Annotated in this window: 17 protein-coding genes; 12 read left to right on the top strand and 5 right to left on the bottom strand. The window is 38.8% G+C overall.

Annotated features, from left to right (window positions below):
* Window positions 1-382: 382 nt before the first annotated feature.
* Window positions 383-1,219, bottom strand: coding sequence for a posphoenolpyruvate synthetase regulatory kinase/phosphorylase PpsR (locus F968_RS06555; RefSeq protein WP_004791471.1), 837 nt, complete (start codon window positions 1,217-1,219; stop codon window positions 383-385).
* A gap of 147 nt (window positions 1,220-1,366) precedes the next feature.
* On the opposite strand from F968_RS06555, the gene ppsA reads away from it, so the two are divergent.
* The 12 genes from ppsA to alr all read left to right on the top strand — a co-directional run bounded on the left by ppsA (window position 1,367) and on the right by alr (window position 13,772).
* On the top strand, window positions 1,367-3,754 hold the full coding sequence (gene ppsA / locus F968_RS06550) for a phosphoenolpyruvate synthase (protein WP_171065147.1): 2,388 nt from the start codon (window positions 1,367-1,369) through the stop codon (window positions 3,752-3,754).
* Window positions 3,755-3,818: 64 nt separating this feature from the next.
* Window positions 3,819-4,574, top strand: a complete 756-nt coding sequence (locus tag F968_RS06545; RefSeq protein ID WP_004791466.1) for an RDD family protein — start codon at window positions 3,819-3,821, stop codon at window positions 4,572-4,574.
* 316 nt (window positions 4,575-4,890) lie between these two features.
* Window positions 4,891-5,925, top strand: a complete 1,035-nt coding sequence (gene cyoA, locus F968_RS06540; protein WP_004791463.1) for a ubiquinol oxidase subunit II — start codon at window positions 4,891-4,893, stop codon at window positions 5,923-5,925.
* Window positions 5,926-5,928: 3 nt separating this feature from the next.
* Window positions 5,929-7,920: a cytochrome o ubiquinol oxidase subunit I gene (gene cyoB / locus F968_RS06535; RefSeq protein ID WP_004791462.1), complete on the top strand. Its 1,992-nt coding sequence runs from the start codon at window positions 5,929-5,931 to the stop codon at window positions 7,918-7,920.
* A 4-nt stretch (window positions 7,921-7,924) separates the two neighbouring features.
* Window positions 7,925-8,545 (top strand): cytochrome o ubiquinol oxidase subunit III, encoded by a 621-nt coding sequence (gene cyoC / locus F968_RS06530; RefSeq protein WP_004791460.1) that lies wholly within the window; start codon window positions 7,925-7,927, stop codon window positions 8,543-8,545.
* Entirely contained in the window at window positions 8,545-8,874 is a 330-nt protein-coding gene (locus tag F968_RS06525; protein ID WP_004643325.1) for a cytochrome o ubiquinol oxidase subunit IV, read from the top strand. The genes cyoC and F968_RS06525 overlap by 1 nt, the downstream gene beginning before the upstream one ends.
* A gap of 10 nt (window positions 8,875-8,884) precedes the next feature.
* Window positions 8,885-9,763: a heme o synthase gene (cyoE, locus tag F968_RS06520; RefSeq protein ID WP_004791458.1), complete on the top strand. Its 879-nt coding sequence runs from the start codon at window positions 8,885-8,887 to the stop codon at window positions 9,761-9,763.
* 184 nt (window positions 9,764-9,947) lie between these two features.
* Window positions 9,948-10,331 carry a 30S ribosomal protein S6 gene (rpsF, locus tag F968_RS06515; protein WP_004791455.1) on the top strand — a complete coding sequence of 128 codons (384 nt, stop codon included), beginning with the start codon at window positions 9,948-9,950 and terminating at the stop codon, window positions 10,329-10,331.
* 11 nt (window positions 10,332-10,342) lie between these two features.
* Entirely contained in the window at window positions 10,343-10,570 is a 228-nt protein-coding gene (gene rpsR / locus F968_RS06510; RefSeq protein WP_004791454.1) for a 30S ribosomal protein S18, read from the top strand.
* Between the two features lie 8 nt (window positions 10,571-10,578).
* A complete protein-coding gene (gene rplI, locus F968_RS06505; RefSeq protein WP_004700828.1) occupies window positions 10,579-11,025 on the top strand; it encodes a 50S ribosomal protein L9 in 447 nt (148 codons plus the stop codon).
* 198 nt (window positions 11,026-11,223) lie between these two features.
* Complete coding sequence (gene dnaB / locus F968_RS06500) at window positions 11,224-12,669, top strand: replicative DNA helicase (RefSeq protein WP_004791451.1); 1,446 nt, start codon at window positions 11,224-11,226, stop codon at window positions 12,667-12,669.
* A 32-nt stretch (window positions 12,670-12,701) separates the two neighbouring features.
* Complete coding sequence (gene alr, locus F968_RS06495) at window positions 12,702-13,772, top strand: alanine racemase (RefSeq protein WP_081399491.1); 1,071 nt, start codon at window positions 12,702-12,704, stop codon at window positions 13,770-13,772.
* 60 nt (window positions 13,773-13,832) lie between these two features.
* Here the strand turns inward: alr and F968_RS06490 are convergent, their stop codons facing one another.
* Genes F968_RS06490 through F968_RS06475 form a run of 4 tightly spaced genes read right to left on the bottom strand, consistent with a single transcriptional unit; the run spans window position 13,833 to window position 17,535 of the window.
* Window positions 13,833-14,567 (bottom strand): proteasome-type protease, encoded by a 735-nt coding sequence (locus F968_RS06490; RefSeq protein ID WP_004791447.1) that lies wholly within the window; start codon window positions 14,565-14,567, stop codon window positions 13,833-13,835.
* Between the two features lie 16 nt (window positions 14,568-14,583).
* Complete coding sequence (locus F968_RS06485) at window positions 14,584-15,363, bottom strand: transglutaminase family protein (RefSeq protein ID WP_004791445.1); 780 nt, start codon at window positions 15,361-15,363, stop codon at window positions 14,584-14,586.
* 2 nt (window positions 15,364-15,365) lie between these two features.
* The gene (locus tag F968_RS06480) at window positions 15,366-15,962 is read right to left on the bottom strand and encodes an alpha-E domain-containing protein (protein WP_004791444.1); all 597 of its coding nucleotides are present in this window, start codon (window positions 15,960-15,962) and stop codon (window positions 15,366-15,368) included.
* A 22-nt stretch (window positions 15,963-15,984) separates the two neighbouring features.
* Entirely contained in the window at window positions 15,985-17,535 is a 1,551-nt protein-coding gene (locus tag F968_RS06475; RefSeq protein ID WP_004791442.1) for a circularly permuted type 2 ATP-grasp protein, read from the bottom strand.
* Between the last annotated feature and the right edge of the window lie 180 nt (window positions 17,536-17,715).

Below are 17,715 nucleotides of genomic sequence, written 5' to 3'. Positions count from 1 at the left end.
GATAATCGGATAGTCCCATATCGAGGTGGGAAAGTATAATTAAAATCAAAAACTAATCACACAATACAAAAATAGTGTGATCTATTTATCACTTTTAAGTATTTGATGTATTTTTACATGATTTTTAAAAATATTTAGAAAAATTAATTAATTAGAATTTTTAAACTCACTCAAATATATACATTTCTTTTCAATACTCTTATTTTATTTCACAATTGGATCATAAAAACCTTACAGGCTGATAACCAATAAAAACGTTTTAATAACTTTTTGTTTTATATTTAAAACTTTTATTTTTCTCATGTTTTATATTTAAAACCATTCAATTTAATCACAAATAAATATATATAAATTGAATGGTTAAAATAAAGGTTTGACTAAATTAACCAATACGACGTTTTAATCCTGTCATTTGTAAAACGCGCGTTGAAATTTCTTCAATCGACATTTCCGTCACGTTTAAATATTTAATCCCTTCTGAAATATAGATTCCTTCAATTGCTCTAAGTTCCATTTGGCATTGACTAAAACTTGCATAGCGACTATTTGCCTTACGCTCACTGCGAATCGCAACTAATCGCTCAGCATCAATCATTAAACCAAACAATTTACTGCGATGCGGTCTTAGTACTGCTGGCAAACGGTTATCATCCAAATCTTCTTCTGTTAAAGGATAGTTTGCAACACGGATACCGAATTGAAGAGATAAGTAAATAGAAGTTGGAGTTTTACCCGAACGAGAAACGCCAATTAAGATTAAATCCGCTTTATCATAATGACGAGTACGCGCTCCATCATCATTATCAAGCGCAAAATGAACAGCATCAATACGAGCTTTATAAGATTCAGAATCGGTTACGGCATGTGTCTGCCCAACTAATGTCGTAGGAGGCGTACCTAACTCTTGTTCTAATTTGCTGATTAAACCTTCAAACACATCAAGATTAACTGCTTTAGCGGTATTAATGATTTCTCGTACGTGTGGATCAACTAAAGTGTCAAAGACTAAAGGTAGACAACCATCTTTGGTTTGACATCTATTAATTTCAATCACAACATCCATTGCCGCTTCTTCAGTTGTAATATACGGCATGATATGAATATCAAAATCAACATTGGGAAATTGTGCTAATAACGAATGTCCAAGAGTCTCGGCAGTAATTGCAGTTCCATCAGAAATAAAAAAAACGCTCCGTCTAAACTGTTTACTTTCTGACATTAAAATTCTCCTTAAACATTTGTCTTAGTGCTATATAATCTTTATAGTAAACTGATCTTACATGACTGTCGCTTAGTATAATTCTCAACTAAGCACTTTATTTTTATAATTTCATGCCAAGATAGACATTAATACTGCAAAAGTGGAGTGAAAACTTTGGAAGCGCGCGTAATCGGTCTAGAAAAATTAGGGAAACACGATGTCGAACTCGTAGGTGGGAAAAACTCATCTTTGGGTGAAATGATCAGCCATTTATCAAATGCTGGTGTATCGGTACCTGGCGGTTTTGCAACTACTGCTGATGCCTATCGTGAGTTCTTAGATCAAAGCGGTCTTAACGCTCGAATTCAAGCAGAACTTGCTCAACTCAACGTCGATGACGTAAATGCTCTTGCAGAAACAGGCGCTAAAATTCGTCAATGGATTGTAGAGACTCCACTCACTGCAGCCCTAGAACAAGAAATTCGCGCCGCTTTTACAACTCTTTCTAACGGCAACCCAGAAATCGCGGTTGCCGTTCGTTCATCTGCAACTGCTGAAGATTTACCAGATGCTTCATTCGCAGGTCAGCAAGAAACTTTCTTGAATATTCGCGGTATTGATAACGTTCTTATTGCGATTAAAGAAGTATTTGCTTCTTTATATAATGACCGCGCGATTTCTTACCGTGTACACCAAGGTTTTGACCATGACGTTGTTGCACTTTCTGCAGGTGTTCAGCGTATGGTTCGCTCAGAAACTGGCGCTGCGGGTGTAATGTTTACACTTGATACTGAGTCTGGTTTCCGCGAAGTTGTATTTATTACAGCATCTTATGGTTTAGGTGAAATGGTTGTGCAGGGTGCCGTTAACCCAGATGAATTTTACTTATCTAAACCATTATTAAATGCTGGTAGACATTCAGTTTTACGTCGTAACCTTGGTTCAAAACACCAGAAAATGATTTATGGTGAAGAAGGTTCTGCTGGTAAATCAGTTGTCGTTGTTGATGTTGAGAAACAAGAGCGCCAACAATTTGCTTTAAATGATCATGAGTTACAAGAGCTAGCTAAACAAGCGCTTATTATTGAGCAGCATTACGGTGCGCCAATGGATATCGAATGGGCAAAAGATGGCGATGATGGTCAAATTTACATTGTTCAAGCTCGCCCTGAAACAGTAAAAAGCCGTCAAAATGTAGGCACAATGGAGCGCTACCTTCTTAAACAAAGAGGTACTGTTCTTTGTGAAGGCCGTTCAATTGGTCAACGTATTGGTTCTGGTAAAGTCCGTATCATTAATTCAATTAAAGAAATGGACAAAGTTCAAGAAGGCGACGTTCTTGTATCAGACATGACTGATCCTGATTGGGAACCGGTAATGAAACGTGCTGCGGCAATTATTACTAACCGCGGTGGTCGTACATGTCACGCGGCAATTATTGCACGTGAACTTGGTGTACCTGCTATTGTAGGCTGTGGTAACGCAACAGAAGTATTGACTGATGGTCAAGAAGTAACTGTTTCTTGTGCTGAGGGTGACACTGGCTTCATTTATGAAGGTGCTTTAGATTTCGAAGTTCAACGTAACTCAATTGAATCTATGCCTAAGCTATCGTTCAAAATTATGATGAACGTAGGTAACCCTGACCGCGCGTTTGACTTTGCTCAAATTCCAAATGAAGGTATTGGTCTTGCTCGTCTTGAGTTCATTATTAACCGTATGATCGGCGTGCATCCTAAAGCCCTACTCAACATTGATAGCCTACCGCGTGAAACTCGTGCTGCGGTTCTAACTCGTACTGCGGGTTATGCTTCACCAGTAGATTTCTATGTTGAAAAATTGGTTGAAGGTATTGCAACTCTTGCTGCTGCATTTGGTGACAAGCCAGTTATCGTTCGTATGTCTGACTTCAAATCAAATGAATATGCAAACTTGATTGGCGGTAAGTTATACGAGCCTGAAGAAGAAAACCCGATGCTCGGTTTCCGTGGTGCAAGCCGTTATGTATCTGATAACTTCCGTGACTGTTTCGAATTAGAATGCCGTGCACTTAAAAAAGCTCGTGATGAAATGGGTTTAACCAATATTCAAATCATGATTCCTTTTGTACGTACTGTATCTGAAGCAAAACGCGTTATTGAGTTACTCGCACAAAATGGTTTGAGACGCGGTGAGAACGGCTTAAAAGTAATCATGATGTGTGAATTACCAACTAACGCTTTGTTAGCTGAACAGTTCCTAGAGCATTTTGATGGCTTCTCTATTGGTTCGAATGACTTAACTCAGTTAACCCTAGGTCTTGACCGTGACTCTGGCATTGTTTCACACCTATTTGATGAACGTGATGCAGCAGTTAAAGCTCTTCTTTCAATGGCAATCCATGCCTGCCGTAAAGCAGGCAAATATGTAGGTATCTGTGGTCAAGGTCCTTCAGACCATCCAGATCTTGCAAAATGGTTAATGGAACAAGGTATTGAGTCTGTTTCTCTTAATCCAGACTCAGTTTTAGATACATGGTTCTTCCTTGCTGAAGAAAAAATCAAGCAAATCTAATATGTTATAAAAAAAGGCCCATCCGTGGGTCTTTTTTCATCTTTAGAATAGAGAATTTTTATTTATGCAAATTTACTTGGCACGTAATAATCAACAAGCTGGGCCTTACACCTTAGAACAAGTAAATCAAATGTTGGCTAGCCAACAAATTTTGTTAACTGATTTAGCTTGGCATGAAGGCATGACAGAATGGAAAGCTTTAGGAGAATTAACCCAAGGTAAACTTGTATATCAACCTATCGGTTATTCTGCACCTGTCATAAACACAAACAGCTCACCTAACGAAACTATTCGTCAAATTCGTGTAGAGCCTAAAATTCACGAACTTGCCTCTATTCCATCTCGAGCTTTGGCAAAAATTATTGACTTATTGCTTTGGTTACCAATAGCCGCAATTCCGTCTTTTTTCTTTAATGAATCTCAGTATAAGCAATTATTTGAATTGCAAAAACAAATGCAATCAGCTGAAGTTGCTTCAACTAAAGCAGCAGAGCTACAACATCAACTTTTTACTTTGATTCCTATTGAAGCTTGGCATTCTATGCTTGTTTACGTCGTAATCATGCTTGCAATTCAAGCCTTTCTTTTAACAAAATATGGGCAAAGTATAGGTAAGAAAATTGTTGGAATTAAAATTGTAGATGCCGAGAGCAATGGTAAAGTTAATTTAACTCGCATCTTCTTATTAAGAAGTATTGTTTTCATCATACTCAACTTGTTGTTTATGCCTATTAGTACAATTATTGACTACGCTTTTGCATTAGGGCAAAAGAGACAGGCGCTACATGACAAAATTGCAAGAACAAAAGTGATCAAATGATAGTGAATGACTCATTCATTTAAGGTCTAAAAAAAAAGGAGGCACCCTGCCTCCTTTTTTCTATAGAGAGTTGATATTTAAATAAAAGCTCCATATAGATTGGATACCCTACAAAAAAAATCGGGTTTTAAAACAATTATTTCAGACTACTTTATGTATAGCTTAGTTTGTCGATATGAGGCATAATGCCCTACAACGTAGCGGTGTCATATAATTGAGAAGTCTAAATTTAAGGATTAGCGTTCTCAATCATGCGACACTTTAATCGCTATCCCATATTTAATTAGGGAATGGGACTCTTCACCGAGGTTGTAAAATGAGACAAACGATTTTAGCTGTATTGTCTTTATCAACGCTTGCCGCACTTTTGACTGGGTGTGGTGGTGATATGGTACTTCTAAACTCTAAAGGTCCAGTTGGTCAAGGTCAAAGTGACCTTATGATGACTGCGATCTATTTAATGTTACTTGTGGTGATTCCTTCAATCATCATGGCATTATGGTTTGGTTGGAAATATCGCGCGTCAAATAAAGATGCAGACTATAAACCTACATGGGCACACTCAACTACAATTGAAGTTGTAGTATGGGGTATCCCTGTCATTATTATTGGTATTCTAGCTTGGTTAACTTGGTGGGGTTCCCACAAGTATGACCCATACCGTCCTTTAGAATCAGATAAAGCTCCTTTAACTATTCAAGTTGTTGCAGAACAGTTTAAGTGGATCTTCATTTATCCTGAACAAAACATTGCAACTGTTAACGAAGTACGTTTCCCTGAAAAAACTCCGTTAAGCTTTAAAATCACCTCTAACTTTACAATGAACTCATTCTTCATTCCACAGTTAGGCGGCCAGATTTATGCAATGGCAGGTATGCAAACTCACCTTCATTTGTTAGCAAATGAAACTGGCGTATATCGTGGTTTCTCTTCTAACTACTCAGGTTACGGTTTCTCTCAAATGCGTTTCAAGGCGCATAGTGTTACAGAGCAACAGTTCAACGAATGGGTAGCAGCTGTAAAAGCGGGTAATGGTTCTACTATTAATCCAGAAGCAGTTCAAAAAACTACGCTTGACCAAGCTGAATTAGCAACCTTACGTGATGGTGACCGTTCTAAGCACCAGATCGAGCATTTAGTAAATCGTGCTAAAGCTGCTGGTGATCAAGAAGCGCTTGCTAAAGCTGAAGCTATGAAACCGTTCCCGACTAAGCCACACCCTGTGACTTATTACTCTTCAGTTGAACCACAATTGTTTGAAACAATTATCAACCATTACATGAGTAATTATCATGGTGTTGACCACTCTGCTGCGCATGCAACAGCTGAACACGCTGCTCAAGGGGAATAAGACATGGATATGATTTTTGGTAAACTGGGTTGGGACTCTATCCCGACAGAGCCAATCGTGCTTGTCACCATGGTCCTTATGGCACTTGGTGCAATTGTTGTGCTTGGCGGTATCACCTATTTCAAAAAATGGGGATACTTGTGGAATGAGTGGTTTATTACGGTAGACCATAAAAAAATTGGTATCATGTACATTCTTGTATCTGTGGTCATGCTTTTGCGTGGTTTCGCCGATGCAATTATGATGCGTCTACAGCTTTTCCTCGCTAAAGGCGGCGGCGAAGGTTATCTACATCCAGACCATTACGACCAGATCTTCACCGCACACGGTGTAATCATGATCTTCTTCGTAGCAATGGGTCTTGTTGTTGGTATGATGAACATCTCTGTACCATTACAGATTGGTGCTCGTGACGTTGCATTCCCATTATTGAACTCTTTAAGCTTCTGGTTATTCGCTGGTGCTGCTGGTTTGATGATGCTTTCACTTGTATTAGGTGAATTTGCTGCGACTGGTTGGATGGCTTACCCTCCTCTGTCTGGCATTCAATATTCTCCTGGTGTAGGTGTTGACTACTATATCTGGGCACTTCAGGTTTCTGGTCTAGGTACGCTTTTATCTGGTGTTAACTTCTTCGTTACCATCATCAAAATGCGCGCACCTGGCATGAAATTAATGGATATGCCTATTTTCACGTGGACTTCACTTTGTACGGCTGTATTAATCATTGCATCGTTCCCTGTATTAACAGGTACACTTGCAATGTTAACTCTAGACCGTTACTTCGGTTTCCATTTCTTCACAAATGAGCTTGGCGGTAGCCCAATGCTTTATGTGAACTTGATCTGGACATGGGGTCACCCTGAAGTATATATCTTAGTATTACCAGCATTTGGTCTATACTCAGAAATCGTTGCAACCTTCTCTCGTAAAGCGTTGTTCGGTTACAAGTCTATGGTGTATGCAACTATCGCGATTACAGTTCTTGCGTTCGTTGTATGGCTTCACCACTTCTTTACCATGGGTGCTGGTGCGAACGTTAACGCGTTCTTCGGTATCATGACCATGGTTATTGCGATTCCTACTGGTGTGAAAATCTTCTCTTGGTTATTCACCATGTACAAAGGTCGCATCACTTTTACTACTCCAATGTTGTGGACGCTTGGCTTCCTTATCACATTTGGTATCGGTGGTTTAACTGGTGTACTTATGGCTGTTCCACCTGCGGACTTCCTTGTACACAACTCATTATTCTTGATCGCTCACTTCCATAACGTAATTATTGGTGGTGTGGTGTTTGGTATGTTTGCCGGCATCATTTACTACTGGCCAAAAATGTTTGGTTGGAAGCTCAATGAAGCATGGGGTAAAGCTGCGTTCTGGTTCTGGTTCTTCGGTTTCTATTTTGCATTCATGCCACTTTATATCCTTGGTTTCATGGGTATGACTCGTCGTTTGAATACATATGACAACCCAGAATGGGATCCTTACCTTGCAATTGCATTATTTGGTGCTGTTCTCGTTGCGATTGGTATTGCATGTTTCTTAATGCAAATCATTGTTGGTTTCTTACAACGCAAAGACAACATGGACCTTACAGGCGATCCATGGGATGCACGTACGCTTGAATGGGCGACTTCTTCCCCTGCTCCGTTCTATAACTTTGCGCATGAACCAGATGCAAGCGGTATTGACCGTTTCTGGACTGACAAAGAAAATGGTGTAGCATACGCACGTAACACTAAATATGAAGACATCCACATGCCGACTGATCGTGCTGCTGGTTTTGTCATTGCAATGTTCATTACTCTTCTTGGCTTTGCACTCATCTGGCATATTTGGTGGCTCGTTGTTGTTTCATTCGTTTCAGCTGTTGTTAGCTTGATCGTAAGCTCATTCACTAAGAATGTTGATTACTACGTTCCTGCTGCTGAAGTTGAGCGTATTGAAAACGAACGCTATGCTTTACTTGAAAAACACTTGAAGAAGGACTAAGGAAATGGCTGAAGTACTTCATCACGACAACCACGGCCACGATGGTCATCATGAACATGATGATACTGACTTAACGGTCTTTGGTTTCTGGACATACTTGATGAGTGACTTGATTCTTTTCGGATCACTCTTCATTGCGTTCGCTGTATTAAGCAGTCATATTCCACCAGGAACTCCAAGTGCATATGACCTGTTCCATGATTCATTAGGCTACGTTTTAACTGAAACATTTGCCTTATTGATTTCATCGGTAACTTTCGGTTTTGCTGTACTTGGATCTTATAAAAAGAATGTAAATCAAGTTATTACTTGGTTATTTATTACATTCCTTTTTGGTGCAACGTTCATTGGAATGGAGCTTTATGAGTTCCATCACCTTGTAGAAGAAGGTCATGGTCCAACTCACAGTGCATTCTTATCATCGTTCTTTACTTTGGTTGGTACACACGGTATCCACGTAACTTCTGGTTTAGTGTGGATGTTGGTATTGATGTATCAAATCAAAACTAAAGGTTTGACATTACCGAATACACGTCGTCTAGCTTGCTTAAGCTTGTTCTGGCACTTCCTTGACATCGTTTGGATCTGTGTATTCAGCGTCGTTTACTTACTGGGAGTTCTCTAATGAGTAGTCATGACCATAATGCTGCAGGTGCGTCACACGGTAACTTTAAGCAATACACTGTTGGATTTATCCTTTCTGTTATCCTCACCATCATCCCGTTCGGGATGGTGATGGCGGGTGGTTTCAGTCGTGGCATCTTAGTTACAGTAATTGCTATCGCTGCTGTTGCTCAGGTTCTTGTACAACTTGTGTACTTCCTACACATGAATACATCATCTGAACAACGCTGGAATATGATTGCATTCATCTACACAATCTTATGTATCGCTGTGCTTTTAATCGGTTCTGTGTGGATTATGAATTACCTTCACTACAATATGATGATCTAAACTGATTGTCATGTTGAAAAAATATCTATTCCTGACTAAACCAGGAATTCTCTTCGGTAATTTCATTACCACCTTGGGCGGCTTTTTCTTAGCCGCCCAAGGCTCTATAGACATCTTATTATTACTACTCACCTTACTTGGAACAACTTTAGTTGTCGCTTCTGGTTGTGTTGTAAATAATGTGATAGACCAAGACATCGACACAAAAATGCAGCGCACGCAAAACCGTGCATTAGTCAAAAAAACCATCTCTCCTACTGTTGCACTTATATATGCATTTGTTCTTGGACTTATCGGTTTTAGTATTTTGTGGTTTGGTGTAAATGCTTACGCTTTCTTGTTTGCAATGATTGGTTTTATTGTCTATGTCGGTTTTTATAGTTTGTGGACAAAACGTACCTCAATTCATCAAACCGTCATTGGTAGTATTTCCGGAGCGAGCCCTCCTGTTATTGGTTATACAGCAGTAACTCATCATTTTGATGTAGCCGCTTTACTTTTGTTTTTAGCTTACGCGCTATGGCAAATGCCACATTCATGGGCAATTGCTATTTATCGTTTTGACGATTACAAAAATGCGGGAATTCCCATTCTGCCTGTTGCACGTTCTATTTATCGTACGAAAATAGAGTGTGTCATTTATATTGTGTTGTTTGCAGCCGTATTGAATGGTTTATATTGTTTTGGCTATACCAATATATTTTTTCTAGTAACCTTTAATGCATTAACAGCATATTGGTTCTATTTATCAATTATTGGCTTTAAAGCTGAAAATGACCAACTTTGGGCTAAACGTTTTTTCCTTTACTCGGTCATATTAATTACCCTGTTAAGTTTGAGCTTTAGCTTTACCTATCAATCCCCTGCTCCAAATCTTCCTCTCTTTTAAATAAGGGAGGATTTCCTCCTCGATAGTAAAGAAGTTTTACTTTTCTCATCAAAAGATTTGTTTTTAGTCGAACTTTTACTTATAATTCAGCCTTCGCAAATTTTGCGACATAACTTTCAAGTTATGACTCCTTGCTTCTAATTTTTTATTTATTAGGGGCTGTTTAAACCGTAAGGAGCTGACAATGCGTCATTACGAAATCGTACTTTTAGTACACCCAGATCAAAGCGATCAAGTTGTAGGTATGGTTGAACGCTATATCTCTCAGATCAAAGAAGCTGAAGGTCAAATTCACCGTTTAGAAGATTGGGGCCGTCGTCAATTGGCTTACCCAATTAACAAAATTCACAAAGCGCACTACATTCTTATGAATGTTGAGTGTGGTCAAACTACACTTGATGAGTTAGAAGAATTGTTCCGTTATAATGACGCGATCATTCGTAACCTTATCATTCGTCGTGAACACGCAATCACTGAAGAGTCATTGCTTGCTAAAAGTGCTGAAGAAAAGCGTGCGCGTAAAGCTCAACGTGAAGAAGCACAGCAAGTTGCTCAAGACGCTGAATAAGGAGAACATCAATGGCACGTTTTTACCGTCGTCGCAAGTTCTGCCGCTTTACAGCTGAGAATGTTGTGTACATCGACTACAAAGATATCGATACTTTAAAACAGTACATCACTGAAAACGGCAAGATTGTTCCTAGCCGTATCACTGGTACTAAAGCTCGTTATCAACGTCAATTAGCTCTTGCTATCAAGCAAGCTCGCTACTTGTCTTTGATTCCGTACACTGACAACCATAAGTGAGGTGATCTGTGGACGTTATCTTATTACAACGCATTAAGAACCTTGGTAAATTAGGCGATAAAGTATCAGTTAAAGCTGGTTACGGCCGTAACTTCCTTATCCCTCAAGGTAAAGCAGTTGCAGCTACTGAAGCTAACACTGCTGCTTTCGAAGCTCGTCGCGCTGAACTTGAAAAGCAAGAAGCTGAAATTTTAGCTGCTGCTCAAGCACGTGCTGAACAATTGAATGAAGTTAACATCGTTATCACTGCTAAAGCTGGTGACGAAGGTAAACTCTTCGGTTCTATCGGTACTCGTGACATCGCTGACGCTTTAACGAATGCTGGTCTTACAGTTGACCGTGCAGAAGTTCGTTTACCGAATGGCGCGCTTCGTCACACTGGTGAATTCAACATCGCAATCCAATTGCACCATGATGTTGTTGCAGAAGTTCTCGTTACTATCGTATCTGAGTAATTTCTCATCAAAAAAAGAGCATGCTTCTGCATGCTCTTTTTTTATGTGCCCTATTTTTAAAATAAGATATATTAATTCCTGATCAGTTCTTTAGTTTAATTGGTTTTTTAATTAGGTAGTTTATTTCATTTTGTTTTAAGATAGTTCTCGGCCTCACAGGCTATTTGCGTACATCTTTCTTTATCATCAGGTCTAATTATGTCTCAGGCGAATGCCACTTCTTTAACTCTTTCATCTCCAACAGAAAATAAGACGAGTGAATCAGGCCAACTTAAAGAGTTTCGCACTCCCCCACACAATTTAGCCATTGAACAGGCTGTTCTTGCGGCCTTAATGACAGTTGCCGAATCTTTTGAACAAGTCAGCGACTTATTAAAAGAAAATGATTTTTATGCAACACGTCACAAATATATCTATCGTGCCATTGAGAAACTAGCACAAGAAAACTCTCCTTATGATGCTGTATTAGTAAGTGACTGGCTCTTAAAACAAAATTTACTCGATGCAATTGGTGGCGAAGAATATTTAATGCAGCTTATGGCTGATTCACCATCAAGTTTCTATAACTTAGAAACGTATGCCAGTAAAATTAAAGAGTTCTCTACGCTTCGCAGCATGATCAAAGTCAGTACTGAAATTTTACAAAATGCTTATGACACAAAAGGTCGTGGTGTTAGTGAAATTCTAGACTTGGCCGAAACGAGTATTTTCTCTTTAGCAGAACAGCACAATAACAATAAAAAGGATGCAGGTCCTAAATCTATTAGCTCTGTTACTGCCGATGTAATTAGTAAACTTGATGAACTCTCAAAACTAGATGGCAATATTACCGGTTTAACCACAGGCTTCTTAGAACTTGATAACAAAACATCTGGTATGCAGCCTGGTGACTTAATTATTGTTGCTGCACGTCCATCGATGGGTAAAACTACTTTTGCCATGAATTTGGTTGAAAGTGTTTTGCAATATAACAAGCTACCCGCTCTGGTTTTCTCTATGGAGATGCCAGCAGATTCGATTGCGATGCGTCTTATCTCCGCAATGGGTAAAGTTCACCAAGGACATTTACGTTCAGGGAACTTAGATGCAGATGAATGGACCAAAGTGACTGGTACCATTTTACAACTACAACAAATGCATTTGTATATTGATGACTCATCTGCCCTACCTCCAACGGAACTTCGTGCCCGTGCTCGACGCGTTGCAAAAATGCATGATGGCAAAATTGGATGTATCATGGTCGATTACTTGCAGCTCATGAAAGTTCCAGGCATGGGTGATAACCGTGTAGGTGAGATTTCCGAAATTTCACGTAGCTTGAAAGCATTAGCAAAAGAAATGCAATGCCCAGTTATCGCACTTTCCCAGCTCAACCGAAGTCTGGAAAACCGTCCAAATAAACGCCCAGTAATGTCCGACTTACGTGAATCTGGTGCGATCGAGCAGGATGCCGACTTAATTATGTTTATTTACCGTGATGAGGTTTATAACAAAGAGTCGAAAGAAGCTGGTACCGCAGAAATTATTATTGGTAAGCAGCGTAACGGTCCAATTGGTTCAGTCCGTCTTGCCTTTGAAGGTCAATATACTCGATTTAGTAATCTCTCTCCTGAGTATTACAGCCAATATGATGATGAAGAATAAACTCTATCTCTAGCCCAAAGGAGTAAATGAGGGTGCGCCAAGCAACAGTTTATATTGATCGCAATGCGCTTCAATATAATTTAAACCGTGTCAAACAACTCGCAACAAATTCAAAAATTGTAAGTATGGTGAAAGCTAATGCTTATGGACATGGAATCAAAGACTGTTTAGCAGCCTTAAATGCCTCAGATGCCTTTGGTGTCGCCTGCCTACAAGAAGGTTTAGAAATTCGTGAACTCGGATTTCAACAACCTGTTACTTTAATTGAAGGGGTATTTTCTGAAGATGAAATGCCAATTGCAATTGAACAAAAATTTGAATGTGTGATTCACCATCAACAACAATTTGAATGGTTAATTAAACATAAGCAAAAATACATCGCTCAAAGTTTAAAAGTCTGGGTTAAGCTTAATAGCGGCATGAACCGTTTAGGCTTTAAATTTACTGAAATTATTGAAGTTATTAAAACTTTAAAAGCCGAAGGATTTACCTGTGTACTAGCGATGCATTTCGCAAATGCAGATGTAGACCACCCGCTTAACGAACAACAAAAGCAACAATTTTTACAAGTTAAACAAGCTTGTGATCCAGTTTTAGCTTCTTGCTGTAACTCTGCTGCTATTTATAAATGGCCAGAATTACATTTTGATTATGTTCGTCCGGGTATTATGCTTTACGGCGCTTCACCTTTCGCCGATAAGACAATCCATGATCTTGACTTAAAACCAGTCATGACTTTTTCAGCAGAAGTCATTGCACTAAACCATATTCAGACTAATGAGCATGTCGGTTATGGCTCTACTTTTTGTGCAAAGCAAGCAATGGATATCGCGATTGTTTCTATAGGCTATGGTGATGGTTACCCACGAGCTTATATTAAACAGAACTATGTCGCTATTGATAAACAGCTCTGTGCAGTTGTAGGCCGAGTGAGTATGGATATGCTTGCAATCGATGTGACAGGTCTGCAAGTAAAATTAGGTACGCCAGTCGAACTCTGGGGTGCACACCGTCTAGTGGATGATGTTGCGGATGCAAACGGAACGATAGGATATGAATTACTCTGTCGCCTAAGCAATCGCCCCACTCGTAAAAGCAGTTAAATAATAAAATTAAAAAAAATCCAAGCATGCTTGGATTTTTTTATATATGTACTCAAAATTTTATCGCCAGTAGTCATCAGTCGGTTTTGGCATTTCCTGTAAGCCACGGCGTAGAGTATCCGACCATTGCCGACTGATTTGTGAAAAATAAGGATCATCTTCTGTAATTCGTTTTCCCATCGGAATTACAAAGCTATCTTTCATATAAATCAATGCATCCAGTGGTAAACCAACAGAAACATTTGAACGTAAAGTTGAATCAAAAGAAATTAAGCTACAACGTAATGCATCATCTAATGGCATTGCATAATATAAAGCCCTGTCCAGAATCGGTTTGCCATATTTACTTTCACCAATTTGAAAATAAGGCGTATCCGTCGTTGCACAAATAAAATTGCCTTGTGGATAGACATTATAAAGTTGCATGTCACCACCTTTAATCTGTCCACCCACCAAAATACTACAGGCATAATTCATTTGTTCTTGGGTGTCCGAACTAATATCCTCTAAAACAGCTTTTAAAGTTTTACCTATGAGTTCTGCTGCCTCGAACATCGTATTAACACTATATAAATTAGGCTCTTGCTGTAAAGTAAGCGCATTTTGCAAATGACCTATAACAGCTTGCGTTGTGGCTAAATTACCGGCTGTTTGCAAAGCAATAAAACGCTCTCCGGTAACGCCGAAAGTATGCAATTTTCGGAACACAGAAATATGGTCAACTCCTGCATTAGTCCTCGTGTCACTAATAAACACTAAACCTTGTTCCAATCTTAGCGCACAACAATAAGTCATTTCATTCTCTTTACATTCAACATGCCAACACTTGAACCACAGACATCATGTTCTCAACTCCACCTTGCTCTCTTACACCACGAATAGGTGCAACATCGAGATAGTCACGGCCAACTGCAAGGTAGATATGATGTTTGGGTGTAAACAACTGATTGCTTACATCAAAACAATACCACTGATTTTCTACAAATACTTCCGCCCAAGCGTGACTGGCAAGGTGCGGATAGTTTTGATCAAATAGATAACCAGAGACATAACGTGCTGGTAATTGTAGCGCACGACACATTGCAATTAAAACATGAGCATGATCTTGGCATACACCTTCTCCAGCATGAAAGGCTTCAGTTGCAGTTGTCTGAACTGAAGTACTTTCAGGCTGATAAAGTATTTTCTGCAAAATATATTCACTTAATAATGCAATATGCTGTCGATCTTTGACTACTACAATATTTCTAGCAAAATCCAACATTTCTGAATCACATCGGGTTGCACCTGTCATCTGCAAAAACAAATTTGTAGGTGTAGATAAATTTACACAACCCAGCTCTAGATCTTGAAGCTCAACAATCCCTTGAGCCATGAATGTAAGATGTTGGTATTGATAGCGCTGACTAGCCGTCATCCAGACATTGTTAAATATGTCCCTTTTAATCGTTTTGTCACCCGGCACGCTAATTGCCCAATTCATAACATGTTGATGCGGCGATGTTTGAGGCATCATTTTAATATACTGAATACTGTTTTGAGCAGTTTCCGTATAGCTATAATGCGTTTGATGATTAACCATCAATTTCATAATCAGACCTCAAACATATTTTCCAACTGCTGCGTAAAAGTATAATAAGCGTCCCACGTAAGTTGCTGCTTCAGCACTTGCCAATTTTGATCTATATTCTCCCACCCTAAATCAGCAAGCCGTTTCACCAAAATATCTAGCTCAGTAATAAGAGCTGCTAAATCTTGTCCAAAACGTAACTCAATATCGAATTGCTCTATTTTTTGACCTAAATGCAGAAATAAACAAACATCTTCATTTTCCGCTTCTAGTATTTGAGTACATTGTTCAACAGCTTTTCTCAAGATTTCAGGTTGAGCTTCAAGCGTGTTAATAACATGATTTAATTCTGCATAAGCCTTTGATGACAATATACCTCTTAGTTCCTGAATATTATCTTTAGCAATAATGAACTGGTTCAGTAATGAAAATGTTTGCTTCTTGTCTAACATATAGTGATTTAGTAATTCAGCATTTTCTATGATCAAACCAAATGCTGCTGCAAATTTTGTTGCTTTCTCATCTTGTGTAAAGGGTAAATGAGAGGCTGCGAATTTAACTCGCATTAAATATCGACCCAACCAATATATTTGATGCGCACTCGAATTGAGTAAAACCATAAAGTTCCTCTTTAACCCACAATCAGGAATGTAATGTTTCGACAACCCATGTATCTTTTATACCGCCACCTTGGGACGAATTTACGACTAGAGAGCCAGCCTGCATCGCCACACGTGTTAAGCCACCCGGTACTATTTCTGTACGATAAGGTGAACTCAATACAAATGGACGCAAATCAATGTGACGTTCAGCTACCCCTCCTGTAGTTAAAGTCGGAGCAACAGATAAAGCTAAGGTAGGTTGTGCAATGTACATATGAGGCGTAGCGATCAATTTTTTTCTAAAGTCATCAATTTCACACGAGCTTGCTTTAGGCCCAATTAACATGCCATAACCACCTGAACCCTGTGCTTCTTTAACAACCAATTGATCTAAATTAGATAGCACATAATCTAAATGTTCATCTTTACGGCACTGATAAGTAGGTACATTTTTTAGAATTGGAGTTTCACCCAGATAGTATTGAATCATTTGGTCTACGTAAGGATAAATAGATTTATCATCAGCTACCCCTGTTCCAGGCGCATTTGCAATCACCACATTTTTTTGCAAATAAGCAGACATAAGACCTGCCACGCCTAATGCACTGTCTGGTCTAAATGCCAAAGGATCTAGAAAATCGTCATCTAAACGGCGGTAAATCACATCTACTTTTTGACGCCCACGAATAGTTTTGACAAAAACTTGATCATTTTCTACAAATAAATCCCGATTTGTAACTAGTGGCACATCCATTTCACGTGCCAGAAAAGCATGCTCATAAAAAGCACTGTTAAAACGTCCCGGTGTTAGTACCACCACAAAAGGCTGGTCCGCAGGTGAGTTCTCCTGCAATATTTCTTTTAAAAGTTTTGGATAATGCTCAATTCCCTGTAAATTATTGGCTGCACATAGCTCCGGCATCAATTGTTGGCTAATATTTCGGCTTTCGATCATGTAAGACACACCTGAAGGTGTTCTTAAATTATCCTCCAATACAAAAAACTCTCCCTCACCATCACGGATAATATCAATTCCACTAATTTGTGAATAAATTTTACCTTTCAAAGCATGTTTGAGCATGTGGGGTTGGAAAGCCTCATTCCCCATAATTTGATCTTCGGGAATAAGCTGTTCTTTTAAAATATGTTGTCCATGATAAATATCATCTAGGAAATAATTTAATGCTTTAACACGCTGCGCACAGCCCGAAGCTATTTTCTCCCACTGTTTTTTTTCAATTACCCGTGGAATTAAATCAAAAGGAATCGTTCGCTCTGTACCTTCTTTATCACCGTATACGTTAAAAGTAATTCCATGATAAAGAAAATGCTGCTTCGCTTGAGCATTTAATTCTTTTAAATCATCTAAAGTACGAATACTCAACCATTGTTCAATTTTTTTAGAAGCCGCTCCATTTGATGTCACATCATCCAACATCTCATTAAAAAACTCTGATTTTAGCTGTTCAAATAAATTGGTTTGTACGGAAATATGTTCTAAAAAAGAGGTTTGGTTAATGAGTGCCGTAGTTGTCTGCTCTTGTATAAAAAAATCATTATCTATATGTAATTCATGCTCTTGTTCTGACATAACCACCTCGTCTTATCATTTATCTATATTTCATTTTTAAATAAGCAATTTCAATGCCACTTATATATGTTTAATATTTTTACGGTGTTTTGTTATAGCTTTCTTCTTCTAAATCTTAACATTGATTGTAAAAGGTTCAGTAAACCGAATCTGACAAACTTGCTAAATCTGTAAAGATTT

Source organism: Acinetobacter sp. NIPH 817 (assembly GCF_000368405.1).
Lineage (GTDB): Bacteria > Pseudomonadota > Gammaproteobacteria > Pseudomonadales > Moraxellaceae > Acinetobacter.
The sequence above is the reverse complement of the archived record's forward strand: the minus strand, read 5'-3'. Positions and strand labels throughout refer to the sequence as shown.

What these genes read in the sequence shown, in the direction of transcription:
- F968_RS06485 (WP_004791445.1), bottom strand. Translation starts at nt 15,363, where the DNA reads ATGAAATTGATGGTTAATCATCAAACGCATTATAGCTATACGGAAACT.
- cyoA (WP_004791463.1), top strand. Translation starts at nt 4,891, where the DNA reads ATGAGACAAACGATTTTAGCTGTATTGTCTTTATCAACGCTTGCCGCA.
- F968_RS06490 (WP_004791447.1), bottom strand. Translation starts at nt 14,567, where the DNA reads ATGACTTATTGTTGTGCGCTAAGATTGGAACAAGGTTTAGTGTTTATT.
- F968_RS06555 (WP_004791471.1), bottom strand. Translation starts at nt 1,219, where the DNA reads ATGTCAGAAAGTAAACAGTTTAGACGGAGCGTTTTTTTTATTTCTGAT.
- cyoC (WP_004791460.1), top strand. Translation starts at nt 7,925, where the DNA reads ATGGCTGAAGTACTTCATCACGACAACCACGGCCACGATGGTCATCAT.
- dnaB (WP_004791451.1), top strand. Translation starts at nt 11,224, where the DNA reads ATGTCTCAGGCGAATGCCACTTCTTTAACTCTTTCATCTCCAACAGAA.
- rpsR (WP_004791454.1), top strand. Translation starts at nt 10,343, where the DNA reads ATGGCACGTTTTTACCGTCGTCGCAAGTTCTGCCGCTTTACAGCTGAG.
- cyoB (WP_004791462.1), top strand. Translation starts at nt 5,929, where the DNA reads ATGGATATGATTTTTGGTAAACTGGGTTGGGACTCTATCCCGACAGAG.
- cyoE (WP_004791458.1), top strand. Translation starts at nt 8,885, where the DNA reads ATGTTGAAAAAATATCTATTCCTGACTAAACCAGGAATTCTCTTCGGT.
- rpsF (WP_004791455.1), top strand. Translation starts at nt 9,948, where the DNA reads ATGCGTCATTACGAAATCGTACTTTTAGTACACCCAGATCAAAGCGAT.
- F968_RS06525 (WP_004643325.1), top strand. Translation starts at nt 8,545, where the DNA reads ATGAGTAGTCATGACCATAATGCTGCAGGTGCGTCACACGGTAACTTT.
- F968_RS06480 (WP_004791444.1), bottom strand. Translation starts at nt 15,962, where the DNA reads ATGGTTTTACTCAATTCGAGTGCGCATCAAATATATTGGTTGGGTCGA.
- F968_RS06475 (WP_004791442.1), bottom strand. Translation starts at nt 17,535, where the DNA reads ATGTCAGAACAAGAGCATGAATTACATATAGATAATGATTTTTTTATA.
- F968_RS06545 (WP_004791466.1), top strand. Translation starts at nt 3,819, where the DNA reads ATGCAAATTTACTTGGCACGTAATAATCAACAAGCTGGGCCTTACACC.